The sequence below is a fragment of the Nesterenkonia sp. NBAIMH1 genome (assembly GCF_007922635.1).
GTDB classification, from domain to species: Bacteria; Actinomycetota; Actinomycetes; order Actinomycetales; family Micrococcaceae; genus Nesterenkonia; species Nesterenkonia pannonica.
This window is the reverse complement of the sequence record NZ_CP042335.1, coordinates 832,112-846,339: the sequence shown is the minus strand read 5'-3', so window position 1 is coordinate 846,339 and position 14,228 is coordinate 832,112. Positions and strand designations below refer to the sequence as shown.

Below are 14,228 nucleotides of genomic sequence, written 5' to 3'. Positions count from 1 at the left end.
GGTAGCCTGAGCGCATGCTGTGGCAGCGCTCCATCACTGTTCGTATCCTCCACGCGCTGACAGCGCTGCTGACCCTCACCGGGCTGGTCACATCTCTGCACCTGGGCTGGACCCGGGACAGCGACCTCCCGGTGGGGGTCGGATACGGGCACAGCTTCGCGGCCGGCTGGGAGCACATGCTCAACCAGCTGGCCTATTTCACGTTCATCTCGGCCCTGATGGTCTTCGTCAGCTCCGTGTGGACGGCTCTGCGGCCGGCTTCGACGTCCGCGGTTCTGAGGACCGTCCGGCTCTCGGGACTGGTCTGCGTCATCATCACCGGCCTGGTGTTCAATGTGCTTCTGCGCGAGCCGGTTCCCCTGACTGGGGTCATGCTCTTCAACGACACAGTGCTGCACGTTGCAGTGCCCGTGCTCGTGCCGCTCGTCTGGGCGGCCATAGGCCCCCACGGCACACTCAGCGCACGCATAGTCCTCGCCTCCATGGCGATTCCAGTGGCCTGGCTGGCAGCGACGCTCCTGCGGGGACCACGGCTGGACTGGTACCCCTACACGATCCTTGACGTCCCGACCCTCGGCTACAGCGGGATCAGCGTCTACGTGGTGTCGATCCTGGCCCTCTATCTGATCCTGGCACTGGGATTCCTAGGCTTGGACCGCCTGCTGCTGCGTGCTCACAGCGGGTCGGAGGCCAGCGCGCTGCGCAGCGGGACGCGCTGACCGGTGCGCAGCAGCGAGCGGCTGTAGATCCTGGCCGCCAGCATCATGACCAGGCCCGCACAGGCGATGAGTCCTACCATCGCCGCGACGGGCTCGAACCATGCCACCTCATCGAAGTAGAGCCGGACCGGCATCGCCACCGGTGCGGTGAAGGGGACGTAGGAGGCCACGCGCATCACCAGCTCGTTCTGCGAGAAGAACAGCACGAGGAAGTAGGGCAGCATCACGACCATCATGGTCGGGAGCATGACTGGGCCTGAATCCTCCTGCCGCGACACCAGGGAGGCGCCTGCGGCGTACATCGCCGCGACGAGGACGAAGCCGGGCAGGAAGAACAGGACGAACCAGAGCATGGGCGCCGAAAGCACGCCGAGAAGGTCCGTCTGCCCGGTGAGGGTGAGTCCCAGCGCCGTTGCACCGGCGATGACGGCAGCCTGGCCGATGGCCATCGCCGTGTTCCCGAGCACTTTGCCGACCAGCAGAGAGCGTGCCGAGATGGCGGAGAGCAGGATCTCCACCACGCGGGACTGCTTCTCCTGGATGGTGTTCTGCTGAATGATCGTTCCGGATCCGATCGCGAGCATGATGAAGACCAGGCCGAAGCCGAAGGGAATCAGGAATCTCATGGCCCCCTGATCCTCGGAGTCCCGGAGCGTCTCCGTGGTGGGCTGCTCGGAGAGCATGGTCACGATGCCGATCGGCACCGAGTCGCGGCCGATGACATGCAGGCCGGTCGGCGACTCCCCGCGTGAGGTGATGACTGCCTCCACCGAGCCCCCGTCGAGCTGGTCGAGGGCCTGGCTGCGCGTGTCGGCGGGCTCTGCGCTGAGGGGCAGATCGTCCAGGCTCTCCAGCTGCGGCTCGGAGAGTCCCACCACGGCGACACGAGAATCCTCGGCCTCGCTGCTGCCCGCCGCGGACATCAGCAGGATCCCGCCGAGCACGACGGTCACGATCACGCCCAGGCTGATGAGGAAGGCTTTCGACCTCAGCTGGCTGGTGAGCTCACGTTCGGCGACCAGCAGCGAGGCCCTCCACGGGGTCAGTGCTCGGCCGGGCCGGGATGCGGGCGGCGGCTCCGGGGCGGAACGGGTGCTCACGCGTGCGCCTCCTGAGCGTCGTCGGCGGCCACGTCTTTGAAGATCTCGGCCAGGGTGGGCAGGACAGGGCGGAAGCTGCGGACCGGACCCCGCTGGGAGGCAGCGGAGAGCACATGCTGCGCCGCCTCGTCGGATGCGCGGAAGAGCGCACCACCGTCCTCCATGGTGTCCACCGAGATGTCCGGCATCCCGGACAGCCACGTCGGAGTCTCGTCCATCACCAGCTCGAAACGTCGGGTGCCGTGCTGACGCCGAAGCTCCTCGCGGGGCCCTGCGGCCAGCACCCTGCCGGAGCCGATGATCACCAGGTCGTCGCAGAGCCTCTCCACCACATCCAGCTGGTGGGAGGAGAACAGCACCACCGCACCCTGGGCGGCCTGCTCCTGAAGGACGCCGCGCACCACATCCACCGCGAGGGGATCCAGTCCGGAGAAGGGCTCGTCGAGCACCAGAACGTCCGGCTCGTGCACCAGCGCCGCCGCAATCTGGACGCGCTGCTGATTGCCCAGGGACAGCGCCTCAAGCGGGTCCTTCATCCGCGAATCCAGGCCGAGCCGCTCAAGCAGGGCCTCGGCGCGTCCGCGCGCATGCGCCCGGGAGTACCCGTGAAGACGCGCGAGGTAGGAGAGCTGGTCGCCCAGGCGCATCTTCGGGTACAGGCCGCGCTCCTCGGGCATGTACCCGAACCGGGTGCGCGCGCTGGGCGAGAGCTCCTCCCCGTCGAGCAGCACTCGCCCCGAATCCGCGTGCAGGACCCCCAGGATGATACGCATCGCTGTGGTCTTTCCGGCACCGTTGCCGCCCACGAAGCCCGTCAGCTGACCCCGGCCTGCGCTGAAGGACACGTCGTGGAGCACCTGCCGCCCGGAATATGACCGGCACATGCCCTGCAGCTCGAGCATGCGACTCAGCCGAACCGGCGTGCCAAGTGGGCGGCCAGGCCGGTGTACTCGGCGGGGGTGAGGCTCTTCAGGCGGGCCTCGGCGCCGGGGGAGAGACCCAGCCCCCCGACGAACTCTTGGAGCTTCTCGGCGTCCACACGGCGTCCGCGGGTGAGCTCCTTGAGCCGCTCGTACGGGTCCTCCATGCCGGGGGTGCCTGCGATCGCCTCAGCCCGCATCACCGTCTGGATCGCCTCACCGAGCACCTCCCAGTTGGCGTCGAGGTCGGCGGCGATCGTCTGCTCCGCCACGTCGAGCTGCTTGAGGCCCTTGGTGACGTTGGAGAGTGCGAGCACGGAGTGGCCCAGGGCGGTTCCGATATTGCGCTGGCCGGACGAATCGGTGAGGTCCCGCTGCCACCGCGATTCCACGAGGGTGGCGCCCAGGGCGTCCAGCAGGGCGTTGGAGATCTCCAGGTTCGCCTCGGCATTCTCGAAGCGGATGGGGTTGACCTTGTGCGGCATCGTGGATGACCCGGTGGCGCCTGCGACGGGGATCTGCTTGAAGAACCCGATGCTGATGTAGCTCCACACGTCGACGCAGAGCCCATGCAGAATGCGGTTGAAGCGGGCGATGTCGGCGTAGATCTCTGCCTGGAAGTCGTGCGACTCGATCTGTGTGGTCAGCGGGTTGAAGCTCAGGCCCAGCTTTTCGACGAAGCTCTCCGCGATGCTCGGCCAGTCGGCGTCGGGAGCGGCGGCGAGGTGAGCGGCATAGGTGCCGGTGGCGCCGTTGATCTTGCCCAGGTACTCCTGCTGCTCGATGCGCCGCACCTGGCGCCCCAGTCGGTGCACGAAGACCGCAATCTCCTTGCCCAGGGTGCTCGGGGTGGCCGGCTGGCCATGGGTGCGGGAGAGCATCGGCACGTCGGCGGCGTGCTCGGCGAGTGCGCTGAGGCCCTCGAGCATCGCTGCGGCGGCCGGCAGCCAGACCTGCTGCACGGCGTCTCTGATGCCCACGGCGTAGGAGAGGTTGTTGATGTCCTCCGAGGTGCAGGCGAAGTGCACCAAGGGCTTGAGCTCGCCGAGCCCCAATCCGTCCAGGCGCCGGGCGATGAAGTACTCGACGGCTTTGACGTCGTGGACGGTCTGCGCCTCGATAGCACCCAGCTCGGCGATCTCCTCCGGCCCGAAGGCGGTGACGATGCCGCGCAGGCCCTCGATGTCCTCGTCGGTGAGGCGGGGGAGGCCCGGCAGCACCTGCTGCTGGCACAGGTGGATGAACCATTCGACCTCGATGTGGATCCGGTTGCGGTTCAGCGCAGCCTCGGAGAGGTGGTCCACCAGCGGAGCGACGGCTGGACGGTACCGGCCGTCGAGGGCTCCGAGCGCGATGGTCGGCTCGGCGTCGGCCAGGGAGACGCGGTTCTGTGCGGCGGAGTGAGCGGAGGTCAGCATGAGCGCCATTCTTTCATCACCCCGGGCGAGCGGGCCGTTCAGTCCGTGAAGTCGGGGCATGTAAGCGCCTGCCTGCCACGGCTGCCGCTGCGACGGCCGAGTTCTAGGTCACCGGTGCCGGTGCAACGGGCTCCAGGTCCTCCCTGGGGGAGCGATTGGCCTCAACATTCAGGTGCCGCATGCTCAGCAGGGCCGCGGTCGCGATCAGCATGACCCCGCCTACAGACATATAGATCGCCGTGGGGGTCCAGCCGGCGTCGGTCATGACTCCCACTGCTGTCGGTGCCACGATCGCGCCTATTCGGCCGATGCCCAACGCCGCTCCCACGCCGGTTGCCCTCAGCATGACGGGGTAGGACTGGGGCGTCAGTGCATAGAGGCCGGCGATGCACCCCTGGGCGAAGAAGCCCACCGCGGTCCCGGCCAAGAGCATCAGCGGTGTCCACTGCGTGGTGAAGACGAAGACTGCCATGAGCACCCCGGCGAGCACAGTGAACCAGGTCAGGACCAGCCGGGTGGACCAGCGGGACGTTGATATCCCGAAGATCACGCAGCCGACAGTGCCTCCCACCGTGAGCATCACGGTGACATACAGCCCCAGTGAGTCATCCAGGCCGCTCAGGCTCATGAGCCTCGGGGTCCACGTGCTGACAAAGTAGTAGCCGAACATCACCATGAAGAAGCCGATCCAGATCACTGCGCTCGCCCGCCGGTGATCAGCGGCGAGCAGCTTGGTGATCTTCACCTTCTCAGCCAGGCTGCTGCTCCCCTGCTCGGGCCGAGCGTCCAGCTCCACCGGCTCGCTGTGCCCAAGTCGCCGGGCTATCTTCTGCAGCTTTGCCTCTGCACCAGGTGGTCTGCGCTGGTAGAGGAAAGAGGGAGACTCGGGCAGGAGCCACAGCACCAGGGCAATGGCGATGATTGTCATGATGCCGCCGAAGACATAGACCGTTCGCCACCCGAACGCGTCGATCAGGTAGATCATGGTGGAGCCGCCGAGAGCGCCGCCGATTCCGAAGCCGGCCCCGTAGATGCTGATCGCCAGTCCCCGCCGGCGGCGCGAGGAATATTCCGAGGCGATGACGTTGGTGCCGACCAGAATTCCTCCGACGCCGAGTCCCGTGACGAAGCGCCAGAGCGCAAGCTCTTCGGCGCTCTGAGCCGTGGCTGTGAGGAAAAGTCCAGCTGCGTTGACGACCAGCGAAATCAGCGTCAGCCATCGGCGTCCCATGATGTCGGCCACATTGCCCAGCCCGAAGGCGCCTACGGCCATGCCCACTAGGGCTGCGCTCATCACCATGCCCAAGACGGTGCCGCTGAGGGCGAACTCCTCCGTCACCGCGTTGGAGGTGAACGAGATCGCCAGGACGTCGTAGCCGTCGAGCGCATTGAGGAGCACAACCACTCCGATGATGAGCCATTGGTGGAAGCCCATCGGTGAGGTTTCGATCTTCTGTCTCAGATCCATTGACGCGACCCCTTCTGGATGATTGTTACGAGCGCTCGCTTACAGGCGAGTGTTGCTCCGGTATGCGGTGCGGGCGTAGTCGTGGAGCGGCGCCGGCGCGACGGTGGCCCGGACGCGCACTTGCCGGTGCTCTTCGACAGAGCCCTTGTCGGAGTTCGGGTCCTCGCCCCACAGAAGCTCGACTTCGGAGCCCGAAGCGGCATGCGCCTGATCGACGCAGGCGAGTGACGCATAAACCTTGTCGTTGGCGACGTATCCAGGGTCGGTGGACACTCCGATTCGCTTTCCGCCGGCCAGGACTTCGTCGAACTGGTGGAAGGCGTAGCGGGACTTGGGAAAGTCCAGGAATTTGGCGGGCAGACCATCCCGCAGCTGAGATGTGACAATCTCGGCTACGTCCTCGGGATTCCAGATCAGCGTGACCTTTTGTCGGGCCGGAGACGACGCCATGTCCTGGAGGGCCTGTTTTCCGATGAACTCATGGTCGAAGTTCACCGAGCGCCCGTAGCCCAGGTCATACGGGGTGAGGTAATAGTCCTGCACGTCCGCAGAGCGAAGAGATCCGCCCAGAGATCCGACGCGTGAGGCCGGGAGCCACGTCCGGTAGTCCCGGAGGTCGTCCCCGAAGATGGCGGGAAGGGGCGTCGGAACCCAGCCCGATTCGATGGAGGCGCTGGAATAGGCTTTGGAGCCGACGGGCAGGATCCCAAATTCCTCCCCCGCATCCAGAATCGCCTCCCGGATGCGAGCGCCTTCGCTGAAGGGTCCGAAGAACTCGAACCCCGGCTCCCCTGCCATGCCATGCCGTAGGCCGCGGACGCTCGTCCCTGCAAACGTGAACTCGTGGACGTGGAAGAACTTGACCTGGGGAACCTGCTCTCCCGTGAGCTTCTCAATGATGTCGTAGGCGCGGGGGCCTTGAAGCTCATACCGGTAGAACACGGGGTCGCCGTCACGCACCGCAGAGTTGGGGTCTTCGGTGACCTCAATCTCCAAGCCGGATTTCTCCACCTGATACTTGACCCAGTCGGCCAAGACATGGTGGCCGACCAGATCCACGCCGTCCCCCAGGTGAAAGAGGATGCCGTCGCCTATGACGTATCCCTGCTCATTGACCGAGATCATCTGTTTGGCCACTCCCGGCCGGAAGTTTCGGTAGCTGTTGACGCTGATGCTGCTGAGCAGTTCGATGAGCCCCTCTCCGCGCAGGAAGAGATCAGTCATGTGGTGAGACTGGTCCAGCAGCGCGGCTGAGCGCCGCCAGGCCCGCTGCTCGCTCCGCCAGTTGCTGAATTCCGGTGCCACAGGAAAGGTAAAGGCGCGAAAATCAGCATTTCGCAGCAGTTCCACAGGATTTCCCTGACGGGTGATGGCCTGATCCAAGCTTTCGATGGTCATTGACGTGTCCTCCTTGTGAATGAGCGTTCGGCCACGAGACTATGAGTGGCACAGGTCACACGACGATGTGGGATTCGCTTGATACGAAATCAAGACGCGACGACGAGGGGCGACGAGCGGGATGGCGCGATCATCTGGGGGAGTCTCGGCATTGAGCCGTGCTCTCAGGGTTCTGGATACGTTCACCCTGGATGCCCCATATCTGACCCTCAGCGAGATCATGCAGCGCACCAGCCTCCCTCTTTCGACCGTTCACGGCGTGGTGCGTGAACTGCAGGCCCAAGGTCTGCTGGAGAGGATGGACGACCACACCTATCGCCTGGGAAACCGCCTCTGGGAGCTCGGCACGCGCACCCCCGGTGCCCTAGGTCTGCGGGAAACCTCCCTGCCTCATCTGCAGGGCCTGCACTCAGCCGTCCGTCAGCACGTGCTGCTGCATACCCGACTGGACCTCGACGCTCTGGTCGTAGAGCGCTTTTCGGCGCGGGATGCGGTGGTGAACCTTTCTGTGGTGGGCGGGCGCATCCCTATGCAGCACTCCGGGGGAGGGCTCGCCATTCTGGCCCATGCAGGAGAGGAGGTGGTGCAGGCGGTGCTGGAGCGCGGGTTGGATCCCGTGACAACGGCAGGCATTCAGGATGAGAAGCATCTGCGGTCTGCCCTCGCACGCATCCGCGATGACGGGTTCATCGCTGCTGACGGCTTCATCCATCCCGGCTCCATGATTGTCTCTGTGCCAGTCTTCGGGGCTGAGAATGCCGTTGTGGGGGCTGTCGGGCTGGTCGTAGCCAGCGAGTCGCCCTCTCTGGAGGCCTATCTGACTCTTCTGCGGCGCACGGGCGCGGCGATCTCAGCCTCGCTGCGCCGGAGCTACCTGCCGCCGGATCACCCCGTGCGCACCCGGGGGCAAATACCGGCAGATGGTGAATTCTTCCGAGATGTCGATGAAGCAATTGGGTCTGAGCTAAGGGTTCGTATCAAGCGGAGGAGGCTCCTCAGGACCGCCTCGCGCAGCCGGATCGCTGGTCTGAAGCTCCTCACCGGTCATGCCCCAAGCTGGACCTTCCACACCTGCTTGCTGGCAGACCTGACATGCGCAGTTCTCCCCAGGCCCGGACGCGTCCCGTTTCTCCACCGCCGATCGCACCGAGACTGGCACCGCACAATGATCGCGGTTCAAGGGGCTCGGGAGGGCAGGCATGGTGGCAGGCGCGGCGGTCCAGCAGCTGGAGCAGCTGTCGCAGAACTACGCCACGGCCGCGCAGAAGCTGCTGGAGGCGGCGGGCCTGTATGAGAAGCAGCAGGGCCACGTGGTGCAGGCCTTCACCGTCGAGTGGGAGTCTCAGGCCGCAGGTCTGTTCCGCAATGCGCTCCTGCCGCTGGCGGCGGGCAGCAAGCACGCTCGGGATGAGGCGGAGGCTCTGGCCGCGGAGGCGCTCCTCATCTCCCAGGAGCTCGCAGGCCTGGCCGACCAGGCCAGGCACTGGCAGGCAGTCCTCGGCGCCCTCGGCGGCATCGACATCAGCGGACTCCTCGGCACGGCCGCGGAGGAGCTGAGGCCCGCGCCGCTCGGGCCGCACTGGAGGGTGCGATGAGCTCATCCGAAGCCTTCGTGGAGTTCGTTCAGGCGATGCCTCCGCTTCGTTTCGTCTCACACTGCAGCGCCTCGGCGCCCAGGTCCTCTGAGAAAGGGTTCCTCTATGCCTTTGTCGTCCGCATGGCAGCCGTCGTCCTCGACGTACGAGGAGGGCAGCTTCAGCGTCACCGCCCGCGGCGGCCCCAGCCGGATCAACCTCAACTGGGAGTCGCTCATCAGCGCCTCAGTGCATCTCGGCGAAGCAGTCACAGTGATGAACGAGCAGCGCACCCACCTCATCGACGCAGACCGCGCCTCCCTGCCGGCACCGGTGTGGCGATGCGTCGGCTTTCAGACGAGGCTCCTGCTGCTGTGCAGCGCGGTGACCACGGGGCAGTGGAGCATGGAGCAGACGCTCATCGGTGTCGAGGCCGCGCACGAGGCCTATCGCGAGGCGGAGAGCTCAGCGCAGCGCTGGATCGATCAGCTGACTCGCGGCAGCCTTCCGGCGCAGCTCTGGGGTCGGCTTCAGGGCGGCGGGTCGGACGAGTACGACTCAGATCGGCTCGCCTCGTCCGTGATCCAGGAGACCTATGGGGTTCGAGAGGCTGCGGCCCTGTTCGGAGGATTCATCCCCATGGGACGCCAGGCCCACACCGCAGCGATGCAGGCGGAGGGGACTCTTCGCATCGCCGGCGCCGGAGCCGGCCGGTGGACAGAGGACCTGATGCGTCGGAACCGGCTGGTGGTCCAAGGCGCCGAGGAGCTGCCGCAGGTTGCCTACACCGGGCCCCTGTCGAACTACCTGGAGAGCGTCGAGGGGCCGCTGAGGCGGAAACATCGTCATCAGCACAGTGGACAAGGGTCAGGAGGACGATGTCTATGTCGTCCACCTGCCCGGACTGGACCCTGAGGCGGTGACGCCCGGCAGCGCTGATCGCTCATCCGGACGAGGGCGCTGACCACCACCGACGCGTTCTTCAACGACGCTGATCGCCTGGGCGACGCTGTTCTCGAGGCGCTCAGACAGCAGGGTGCGCCCGCCGGAGCCTCTGTGGTCCTCACCGGGCACAGTCAAGGAGGGCTGGCGGCGGTGAAGCTGGCGGACGGCTCCTCCGCCGTGTCGCAGAAGTACTCCGTGAAGCACACGGCCACCGTCGCGGCGCCCGCCGTCAGCGGCCACATCAGCTCTCAGTCACCCATCAGCCACTTCCTGGATGAGAAGGATCCCGTGCCCAAGCTCGGAGGCGGGTTCAACGGGGTCTCATCCGACCGGCACGAGTACCGCTACGACTACAGGCGCCCGGAGGAAGCGGCCGAGGACTCGGACTCCGGACCGCTGGACTTCCTCTCCCACGACTACGGCCACAACGTGGAAGGCATCCGGTCCACAGAGTCTGACCCGCACGGGGAGCTGAGCGATGAGGACCGCCTGAACCTCGACGAGCTCGAAGCGCTGCTGCGCGGCTCAGCCTCCGTCACCGCCTACGACACCGGCTGGGAGCCCGTGCCGTGAACCCCCTCAGGCGCGCTCGGGCTGCAGGAACCGGCCCAGGAGCGCGGAGACCAGCGCAACAACGATCGCCCCGAGGACGCCGGCCCAGAGGAAGCCGTCGATCACGAACTCGACCCCCGGAATGAACTCCGTGACAAGCCACCCGGTGAGCATCAGCATGGCGGCATTGATGACGATCGCGAACAGGCCGAGCGTCAGGCACGTGATCGGCAGGGCCAGCAGGGACAGGACAGGCTTGATGACAGCGTTGATCACGCCGAAGACGGCCCCCACGACCAAGTAGGCCAGGACCACCATCAGCGGATCCTGACTCCACCCGCTCACCCAGATGCCGGGCACCAGCGTGGCGGCCCAGACGGCCAAGGCATTCAGAAGGATCACCAGTAGGATTCTCACAGCCACGATCCTAATGGTTTGTACCTTGTCAGCACCTGGAAGCCGCGATCGGCTATGAGAGGGTGAGCGGGACCGCCGTCGTCGCCGAGAGGAGCCCCACCTGTGCAGCCAATCCAGCTGCTCGCCGAAGACGGCACGCTGAAGGAGCACGAGACGTACACGCCCTACCTCGAAGGGCTCGACGACGCCTTCCTGCGGGACCTCTACCGGCACATGGCCGTAGAGCGTCGCTTCGACGCCGAAGCCACGAGCCTCCAACGCCAGGGGCAGCTCGCCCTATGGGCCCCCGCGACCGGCCAGGAGGCCGCGCAGATCGGGACCATCGCGGCGCTGAAGAGCACCGACATGGTGTTCCCCACCTACCGCGAGCACGCCATGGCGCTCTACCGCGGCATCAGCGCCGAAGAGATGATGACTCTCTTCCGCGCCACCGCCCACTCCGGGTGGGACCCCAACGCTTACAACTTCAACCTCTACGCCATCGTCCTCGCCTCTCAGGCGCTGCACGCCACGGGCTGGGCCATGGGGATCCAGCAGGACCTCAGGCTTGATGCGGTGCCCCGAGACCGGGCAGCCGACGAGATCGTCCTCGCCTGCCTCGGCGACGGAGCCTCGTCCCAGGGGGACATCCACGAGTCCATGGTGTTCGCCTCCTCCTACGAGCTGCCGCTGCTCTACCTGATCCAGAACAACCACTGGGCCATCTCGGTCCCCAGCCGCACTCAGTCGCGAGCACCCTTGGCGCACCGGGCCGCCGGCTACGGATTCGAAGGCATCCGGGTCGACGGCAACGACGTGCTGGCCAGCTACGCGGCGGCCGCGGCCTGCGCCGACAGCATCCGTGCAGGCAGCGGGCCCAAACTCATCGAATCTGTGACCTACCGGATCGGCGCCCACACCACAGCAGACGACCCCACCAAGTACCGGCCCGCCTCAGAGGTCGAGGAATGGTCCGCCAAAGACCCCCTGGTCCGGTACCGCACCTGGCTGACCGCATCGGACAAGGCCGACCAGAGCTTCTTCGACGAGATCGACTCCGAGGCGGAGGAGCTCGCCTCCGAGCTGCGCCGGATCGTTCCAGCCATGCGCCCCATAGACATCGAACGCGTCTTCGACACCGTCTACTCCGAGCCGCACAGGCAGGTCGAGACGGAGAAGGCCTGGCTCAAAGACTACGAGGCAGGCTTCGCAGACGAGGAGGAAGGCCGATGAGCCCCCAGCAGTCGTCCGCCGTTCAGGCCGAAGCCCCCCGCCGAGAGGCGTCGGGCAGCTCCCCAGCCCCCGACACCGCCGTACGGACCATGCCGCTGGCCAAGGCGATCAACGCCGCCCTGCGCGACGAGCTCGCCGCCGACGAGAAGACCCTCCTCATCGGGGAGGACATCGGAGCCCTCGGCGGCGTATTCCGGGTGACGGACGGGCTCCAGGCAGACTTCGGCGAGCACCGCGTGATCGACTCCCCCCTGGCCGAGTCCGGAATCATCGGAGCATGCATCGGCATGGCCATGCGGGGATACAGGCCCGTCGCCGAGATGCAGTTCGACGGATTCGTCTTCCCCGCCTACAACCAGATCACCACCCAGCTGGCCAAGATCCACAACCGGACCGATGGTGCGGTGCGAGTGCCGGTGACCGTGCGCATACCGTACGGCGGGCACATCGGCTCCATCGAGCACCACTCAGAGTCGCCCGAGGCACTCTTCGCCCATACCGCAGGGCTGCGCATCATCACCCCCTCCTCCGCCCAGGACGCCTACTGGATGACCCGTCAGGCCATCGTCTCGGACGACCCCGTCATCATCTTCGAGCCCAAGCGCCGCTACTGGCTCAAAGGCGAGGTCGACACCGCCAACCCGGCCCCCGACGCATTCAGCGCCCAGATCCTGCGCGAAGGCCGCGACGCAACCATAGCCGTCTACGGGCCGCTGGTCCCCGTGGCGCTCGCCGCCGCCGAAGCGGCCGCAGCGCAGGGCCGAAGCATCGAGGTGGTGGACGTCCGCTCCATCAGCCCGCTCGACGACGAGACCATCGCCCGCTCAGCGGCCAAGACCACGCGCCTGATCGTCGCCCACGAGGCGCCGACCTTCGGCGGCTTCGGCGCAGAGATCGCAGCCCGCGTCACCGAGCGCGCCTACCACCGGCTCACCGCCCCGGTGCTGCGCGTGGGCGGCTTCCACATGCCATACCCGCCCTCAGGGCAGGAGCACCGCTACCTGCCCGACATCGACAGGATGCTCGAAGCCGTCGAACGGGCCTTCGCGTACCAGAAGGGAGCCGCGCGATGACGCAGACCTTCATGCTGCCCGACGTCGGAGAGGGCCTCACCGAAGCTGAGGTCACCTCCTGGAAGGTCGCCCCCGGCGAGACCGTCGAAGTGAACCAGATCATCTGCGAGATCGAGACGGCCAAGTCTCTGGTTGAGCTCCCGGTGCCGTTCGCCGGCGAAGTCGCGGAGCTCCTCGCAGAAGAAGGGGAGACCGTCGAGGTGGGCAAGCCCCTCATCCGCATCGCAGGGGAGGGCGACGACAGCAGCGAGCCCGCCTCGGACCGCAGCGTCGAGACGGGCTCAGAGGCCGCAGACTCCAGCGAGGGGGAGCAGGCCCTTGTCGGCTCAGGCCCCAAGGCAGACCCCGCCAAGCACCGCCGGCGGCTGCGCCCCACGTCCCCCGACGTCATCGACGCCGCGGCGCTGGGGCTGGAGGAGCAGGCCCCGGCATCCCGGGCCCCCGGTCTGCACACCACCGACCTGGCGGAGATCGTCTCCCGGGCAAGCCCTCCCGTCCGCGCCCTGGCCAAAAGGCTGGGCGTCGCCGTCTGGGAGCTTGTCGGCTCCGGGCGCAACGGTCAGATCACCCGGGATGACGTCGAACGGCAGGCTCGCGCCAAGAAGGCTCAGCAGGACCAGGGCCAGACGCCCCGTGCCGGCGCCCCCACACCCCAGGGCAGGCCGCCGACGCCGCAGGAGGTGGGCCTTCTCTACGACGGGCCTCGCGAGGAGAACGTGCAGGTGCGCGGCGTGCGCAAGGCTACGGCGCTCAATGTCGCCGCCTCGGCGCAGAACGTGCCCCACGTCTCGGTGTTCAAAGAGGTGGACGTCACACGCACCATGGAGCTGCGGGCAGCCCTGAAGCAGGACCCCTCCTACCAGGGCCTGAGCGTGTCACCGATGCTCTTCGCCGCGAAGGCGATCATCTGGGCCGCACGCCGGAACCCCCAGGTCAACGCCACCTGGCACGAGACGCACTACACGCTGCGGAACTATGTGAACCTCGGCGTCGCAGCAGCGACGCCTCGCGGACTGGTGGTCCCGGTCATCCACGAGGCCCACACCTACAACACGCAGGGCCTCGCGGCAGCCATCACCCAGCTGACCGTCGACGCGCGGGATGGCCGCACCACTCCCGGCGAAATGCAGGGCGGGACCATCTCCATCACCAACATCGGAACCTTGGGGCTGGACTCAGGGACCCCCATCCTTCCGCCCGGCCAGGCGAGCATCATCGCACTCGGTGCAGTGCGCAAGAAGCCGTGGGTCGTCGACGGCCAGATTGTTCCGCGCGATGTGATGGTCATCGGGGGATCCTTCGACCACCGCCTCATCGACGGCGACAAGGCGGGGGCCTTCATCTCCGATGTGGCCTCGGTGATGGAGCAGCCCGGCCTGCTCATCAACTGAGGTCACTGCCCAGAAGCCATGCTCCTGTCGGGGGCGGAGCT

Annotated in this window: 14 protein-coding genes; 8 read left to right on the top strand and 6 right to left on the bottom strand. The window is 66.7% G+C overall.

The window, feature by feature from the left end; translation table 11 throughout:
* Nucleotides 1-14 precede the first annotated feature (14 nt).
* The gene (locus FS388_RS03960) at nt 15-719 is read left to right on the top strand and encodes a Pr6Pr family membrane protein (protein WP_146339915.1); all 705 of its coding nucleotides are present in this window, start codon (nt 15-17) and stop codon (nt 717-719) included.
* Here FS388_RS03960 and FS388_RS03955 read toward each other — a convergent pair.
* The 5 genes from FS388_RS03955 to FS388_RS03935 all read right to left on the bottom strand — a co-directional run bounded on the left by FS388_RS03955 (nt 674) and on the right by FS388_RS03935 (nt 7,023).
* Nucleotides 674-1,819: an ABC transporter permease gene (locus FS388_RS03955; protein WP_146339913.1), complete on the bottom strand. Its 1,146-nt coding sequence runs from the start codon at nt 1,817-1,819 to the stop codon at nt 674-676. The genes FS388_RS03960 and FS388_RS03955 overlap by 46 nt on opposite strands.
* A complete protein-coding gene (locus FS388_RS03950) occupies nt 1,816-2,721 on the bottom strand; it encodes an ABC transporter ATP-binding protein (RefSeq protein WP_146339911.1) in 906 nt (301 codons plus the stop codon). Before FS388_RS03950 ends, FS388_RS03955 begins: the two co-directional genes overlap by 4 nt.
* A gap of 5 nt (nt 2,722-2,726) precedes the next feature.
* Nucleotides 2,727-4,157 (bottom strand): adenylosuccinate lyase, encoded by a 1,431-nt coding sequence (gene purB / locus FS388_RS03945; RefSeq protein WP_146339909.1) that lies wholly within the window; start codon nt 4,155-4,157, stop codon nt 2,727-2,729.
* A 103-nt stretch (nt 4,158-4,260) separates the two neighbouring features.
* Nucleotides 4,261-5,625, bottom strand: a complete 1,365-nt coding sequence (locus FS388_RS03940; protein ID WP_146339907.1) for an MFS transporter — start codon at nt 5,623-5,625, stop codon at nt 4,261-4,263.
* Nucleotides 5,626-5,664: 39 nt separating this feature from the next.
* Nucleotides 5,665-7,023: an aminomethyltransferase family protein gene (locus tag FS388_RS03935; RefSeq protein ID WP_146339905.1), complete on the bottom strand. Its 1,359-nt coding sequence runs from the start codon at nt 7,021-7,023 to the stop codon at nt 5,665-5,667.
* Between the two features lie 121 nt (nt 7,024-7,144).
* On the opposite strand from FS388_RS03935, the gene FS388_RS13420 reads away from it, so the two are divergent.
* The 4 genes from FS388_RS13420 to FS388_RS03915 all read left to right on the top strand — a co-directional run bounded on the left by FS388_RS13420 (nt 7,145) and on the right by FS388_RS03915 (nt 10,115).
* The gene (locus FS388_RS13420; protein WP_146339902.1) at nt 7,145-8,317 is read left to right on the top strand and encodes an IclR family transcriptional regulator C-terminal domain-containing protein; all 1,173 of its coding nucleotides are present in this window, start codon (nt 7,145-7,147) and stop codon (nt 8,315-8,317) included.
* Nucleotides 8,223-8,618 carry a hypothetical protein gene (locus tag FS388_RS03925; protein ID WP_146339900.1) on the top strand — a complete coding sequence of 132 codons (396 nt, stop codon included), beginning with the start codon at nt 8,223-8,225 and terminating at the stop codon, nt 8,616-8,618. The genes FS388_RS13420 and FS388_RS03925 overlap by 95 nt, the downstream gene beginning before the upstream one ends.
* Before the next feature lie 105 nt (nt 8,619-8,723).
* A complete protein-coding gene (locus tag FS388_RS03920) occupies nt 8,724-9,512 on the top strand; it encodes a hypothetical protein (RefSeq protein ID WP_146339899.1) in 789 nt (262 codons plus the stop codon).
* Between the two features lie 180 nt (nt 9,513-9,692).
* Nucleotides 9,693-10,115, top strand: coding sequence for a hypothetical protein (locus tag FS388_RS03915; protein ID WP_146339897.1), 423 nt, complete (start codon nt 9,693-9,695; stop codon nt 10,113-10,115).
* Between the two features lie 6 nt (nt 10,116-10,121).
* Here the strand turns inward: FS388_RS03915 and FS388_RS03910 are convergent, their stop codons facing one another.
* Nucleotides 10,122-10,496 (bottom strand): phage holin family protein, encoded by a 375-nt coding sequence (locus FS388_RS03910; RefSeq protein WP_246836284.1) that lies wholly within the window; start codon nt 10,494-10,496, stop codon nt 10,122-10,124.
* Nucleotides 10,497-10,613: 117 nt separating this feature from the next.
* Between FS388_RS03910 and FS388_RS03905 the strand changes: the two genes are divergently transcribed.
* The 3 genes from FS388_RS03905 (at nt 10,614) to FS388_RS03895 (ending at nt 14,187) form a co-directional block, all read left to right on the top strand.
* On the top strand, nt 10,614-11,723 hold the full coding sequence (locus tag FS388_RS03905; protein ID WP_146339893.1) for a thiamine pyrophosphate-dependent enzyme: 1,110 nt from the start codon (nt 10,614-10,616) through the stop codon (nt 11,721-11,723).
* Between the two features lie 89 nt (nt 11,724-11,812).
* Nucleotides 11,813-12,796: an alpha-ketoacid dehydrogenase subunit beta gene (locus tag FS388_RS03900; RefSeq protein ID WP_146341854.1), complete on the top strand. Its 984-nt coding sequence runs from the start codon at nt 11,813-11,815 to the stop codon at nt 12,794-12,796.
* Complete coding sequence (locus FS388_RS03895) at nt 12,793-14,187, top strand: dihydrolipoamide acetyltransferase family protein (RefSeq protein ID WP_146339891.1); 1,395 nt, start codon at nt 12,793-12,795, stop codon at nt 14,185-14,187. The genes FS388_RS03900 and FS388_RS03895 overlap by 4 nt, the downstream gene beginning before the upstream one ends.
* The last annotated feature ends 41 nt before the right edge of the window (nt 14,188-14,228 follow it).